The sequence below is a fragment of the Gammaproteobacteria bacterium genome (assembly GCA_022340215.1).
Lineage (GTDB): Bacteria > Pseudomonadota > Gammaproteobacteria > JAJDOJ01 > JAJDOJ01 > JAJDOJ01.
In genome coordinates this window covers 1-3962 of sequence record JAJDOJ010000212.1, presented here as the reverse complement: position 1 = coordinate 3962, position 3962 = coordinate 1, and the positions used below count along the sequence as shown (strand labels likewise).

At 66.8% G+C, this 3962-nt stretch carries 2 protein-coding genes; one reads left to right on the top strand and one right to left on the bottom strand.

Annotated features, from left to right (window positions below; translation table 11 throughout):
- Positions 1 to 130 precede the first annotated feature (130 nt).
- Complete coding sequence (locus tag LJE91_14725) at positions 131 to 2416, bottom strand: GNAT family N-acetyltransferase (protein ID MCG6869934.1); 2286 nt, start codon at positions 2414 to 2416, stop codon at positions 131 to 133.
- Positions 2417 to 2495: 79 nt separating this feature from the next.
- Between LJE91_14725 and rimO the strand changes: the two genes are divergently transcribed.
- Positions 2496 to 3815: a 30S ribosomal protein S12 methylthiotransferase RimO gene (gene rimO, locus LJE91_14720; protein MCG6869933.1), complete on the top strand. Its 1320-nt coding sequence runs from the start codon at positions 2496 to 2498 to the stop codon at positions 3813 to 3815.
- Positions 3816 to 3962 lie beyond the last annotated feature (147 nt).

Genomic DNA, 3962 nt, shown 5'->3' with positions numbered 1-3962 from the left:
CATTTTCCGGTATTCGCCTAATTTCGTGTGGTTCCCGGGCCGCGCGCCGGAATCACTTGTCGCACGACGGTCCCATCGCCCTGCCTCGCTGCCTCCGCTTCACTGTTTCGAACCGTCCGATCGATGTTGTTCACGGGTCTTGACCCGGGGAACGCGCTGCCGCGTCGCGCACCGTATCCCCACCGTAATGACAGGCGAGGATCCGCATCGCGTGTCGCAGTCGCTCCGTCACGGCCGCCGTTCCGGCGAGGCCGAGGAACGTGGCGGTTTCCAGTGCGTTACGCCGCTGCAGAACCCGCAGGATACAGGTGTGCAGCAGGGGTGCGTCCAGCAGATTCTGCCCTTCCCGGTGCGACAACGCCGCACCGGTCAACGCCCGAATGGGTCCCAGGTTGACTTCGTAGCCCCTTCTACTGAAGGCGAAGCTCACGATGTCGCGCCACTGGCCGGCGTCGAGATCGGAAAGCAGGGGCGTGTCGCGGATGAGCAGGCTCGCGGTGAGTTCGGGTTCCAGGTGCTTCAGGGGATCGGAGAGCCACTCGGGAAGGTCGCGCACGAACCGGACGCGTGCCTCGGTGACGAGTCTGCACCCTTCCGCGGTAAGACCGCGTATCACGACCGCGGAGTGACTGCCGCTGGTCGTCCCTCGGCGGAATCCGATCCGTACCGGGGACAGACCGCTGCGCTCCCAGAAGCGCAGCAATCGCGTCGTCGCGCCGAAACTCGCGCCCACCCAGTCGGACCCTTTCCCCGTGTGCTCACGGACGATATCGTTCAGTAGCTGCGTGCCGATGCCGCGCCCCTGCAGGGCTGGGTGAACCGCGATACGCATGACGCGTATGCCGCGCTGCAGGGGGGCCTCCTCGATACCGAGGTGCACGGCCAGGGTCTCGGGAAGGAGGTGCCCGTGCGGGCGGCGGCGGTTCTCGTAGATGGCGCTGGCCGCCTCCGCATTGAACCCCCCCTCGGTGGCCACCAGGGCCGTGGCCACGACGTGGCCGCGATGGCGCGACACGTACACCGACAGGTTGGGTCCGTCCAGCAGGTGACGCAGATCGGCGGGGCGGGTCTGATAATGGGCCAGGACCAAGAGCCCGAACAGCTCGGACAGGCTGCGCTCGTCGTTCGCCAGCGCCGCCCGGTCCAGACGTTCCACGGTGCATGCCCCGGGCGTTGTCGAGGCCAGTGCCGCACCGGCGGCCGGATCGGCGTCCAGCAGCAGCGCGCGAAAGACCAGGCGCTCCAGGGGATCGTTATCGGCCCAGCGCACGGGTGTCTTCAGCTCGATCGAACGCCAGCGATTCGCACGCCGGTTCAGCGCGTCGTGGAAACGCACCGAAAACCCCATGCCGGTCCCCTCGTAACCGTGTACGGTCGTCGCGAAGGCGATACGAGCATAACGCGCCAGCAGCGTCTCCAGCATCGGCGCGGGGATGGCGGCCGCCTCGTCCACCAGGACGAGGTCCGCCGGCGGATGGCCTGAGACCAGCGCATCCGGCGCGATGAACCGTATCTCCCCGGCGCCATGCAGGATCCGTCCACGCCTGACCGTCGAGCCCGATAACATGCCTGCCGCGTGCCGGAACAGCGGTGCGGTGGTGGACATCGACGGCCCGGTAACGACGATACGGTGTTTCCCTCGCTCGAGCAGCAGCGCCGCCGCGATGCCCAGTGCAGCCGATTTTCCGCGGCCCCGATCGGAGGTCAATACGGCGGGACGCCGGCGATGACCCGTTGCAACCTTCAGGACCGACTCGACGGCGATACGCTGATCGTCGGTGCGGTAGATCGTCTCCGGTCCCGGGCCGGTCTGGTCGAATCGTGGAAGGTCACCACGCAGCTGCGAATTTCCCGGGTCCGGCGGTTCGCCAGGCTCTTCTACGACCACGCAGTCGGAGTCCTGCATCAGGATGTGCGCGAATCGCCCGATATACCGGCCCGTCACCGCCTCGGGCGGGTGCGGATGGACCGTGATGCGGGCCTTTTCCGGGTCTTCGTATCCCGGCCAGTCCTCGAGTGCGGGCGTCAGCAGGACCAGCAGTCCTCCGGCACGCAAGGTGCCGCTCACCGCCCCGAAGGCGTCCGGGTCGAAACCGCTGTAGGCATCGAAGACCGCATGATCCACCTCGCTCCCGAGGACGCCCTGAGCCTCGGAACACCGGATTGCGTGCTGGTCCGCGGGAGCGCGGTCCGAGATCCAGAGCACGTCGCTCCTGCCGGTGCCTGGGGCCTCCAATGCCGCTCGAGCCGCCGCCAGGGTCCAGGCAGGGCTGCCCGCGAGGCACAGGGCGCGCCGGTGACGGTTACCTCGGGCGCGTGCGGACAGTTCCGCCGCGACGCGCCGGATCGCGGCGAGGGAGGTCTCGGGAGCGTCGCCGGTGATCACGATCGAATGACGGGCGAACGAACGGGGCAACGGTGCACGGCCGGGTCAGGGGCGGGGGAGGACATTGCGATAGAATAAGCGATTTCCTTGCCACGTTCCCGCTTGTCGTATGAATGAAATCCCGCCAAGGATCGGTTTCGTCAGCCTGGGTTGTCCCAAGGCCCTGGTCGATTCCGAGCGTATTCTCACCCGGCTGCGCAGCGAGGGTTACGAGGTCGTGCCGACCTACGAGGACGCCGATCTGGTGGTGGTCAACACCTGTGGATTCATCGACGAGGCCCGTGAGGAATCCCTGGACGCCATCGGCGAGGCGCTCAGCGAGAACGGCAGGGTAGTGGTGACGGGATGCCTCGGTGCCGATGCCGAGCGGATCCGCGCGGTACATCCCGAGGTGCTGGACGTCTCCGGCCCGCACGCCTACGAGCAGGTGGTGGGGGCCGTGCACGAGCATCTGCCCCCCGCCCATGACCCGTTCACGAGTCTGGTGCCTCCTCAGGGCGTGAAATTGACGCCCCACCACTATGCCTACCTGAAGATCTCCGAGGGCTGCAACCATCGCTGCACCTTCTGCATCATCCCCTCGATGCGAGGCGACCTGGCGAGCCGGCCCATCGGCGAGGTCATGGGCGAGGCGGAGCGTCTGGTCGAGGCGGGTGTGAGAGAGCTGCTGGTGATCGCGCAGGACACCAGCGCCTACGGCGTCGACGTCCGCTACCGCACCGGCTTCTGGGGCGGCCGGCCGATGCGCACGAAGTTCCACGATCTCGCCCGGGCCCTCGGGGAACTCGGAGTCTGGGTGCGCATGCACTACGTCTACCCCTATCCCCACGTCGACGAGGTGGTGCCGCTGATGGCGGAGGGACGCATCCTGCCCTATCTCGACGTGCCTCTGCAGCACGCCTCGCCGCGGGTCCTCAAGGCGATGAAGCGACCGGCCGCCGCCGAGAACGCCTTGAAGCGGATCCACGCCTGGCGGGAGACCTGCCCCGATATCACGATTCGCAGCACCTTCATCGTCGGTTTTCCGGGAGAGACCGAGCAGGACTTCGCCCGCCTGCTCGAATTCCTGGAAGAGGCCCGCCTCGATCGCGTGGGATGTTTCCGCTATTCACCCGTGGAGGGCGCGCGCGCCAACGACCTGCCGGACCCGGTGCCCGAGGCGGTCAAGGAGGAACGCTTCGAGCGCCTGATGGCCCTGCAGTCCCGGATCAGCGCCGAGGTCCTGCAGGGCAAGGTCGGGCAGGAGGTCGAGGTCCTGGTGGACGGGTTCGAAGACGGCTGGGTCGTCGGACGCGGTCACGCCGACGCCCCGGAGATCGACGGTAACGTCTACATCCGGGATGCGGCCTCACTGCAGGCCGGGGACCTCGTGCGGGTCATGGTCGAAGAGGCGGGAGAGTACGATCTCTACGGGCGGCAGGCATGTTAATGGTTATCTAGGAGCCTGTCGGACTGAGGATTAATCTACTGCGCTGATGGGAGCTCGGCTCAAATGCCCCCGATTTTTCGTTGCGTAGGCCCACTATGCGCCTCAAAATCGTGAACATTTGATCTCGCTCTCCCATCATGCTCGCTA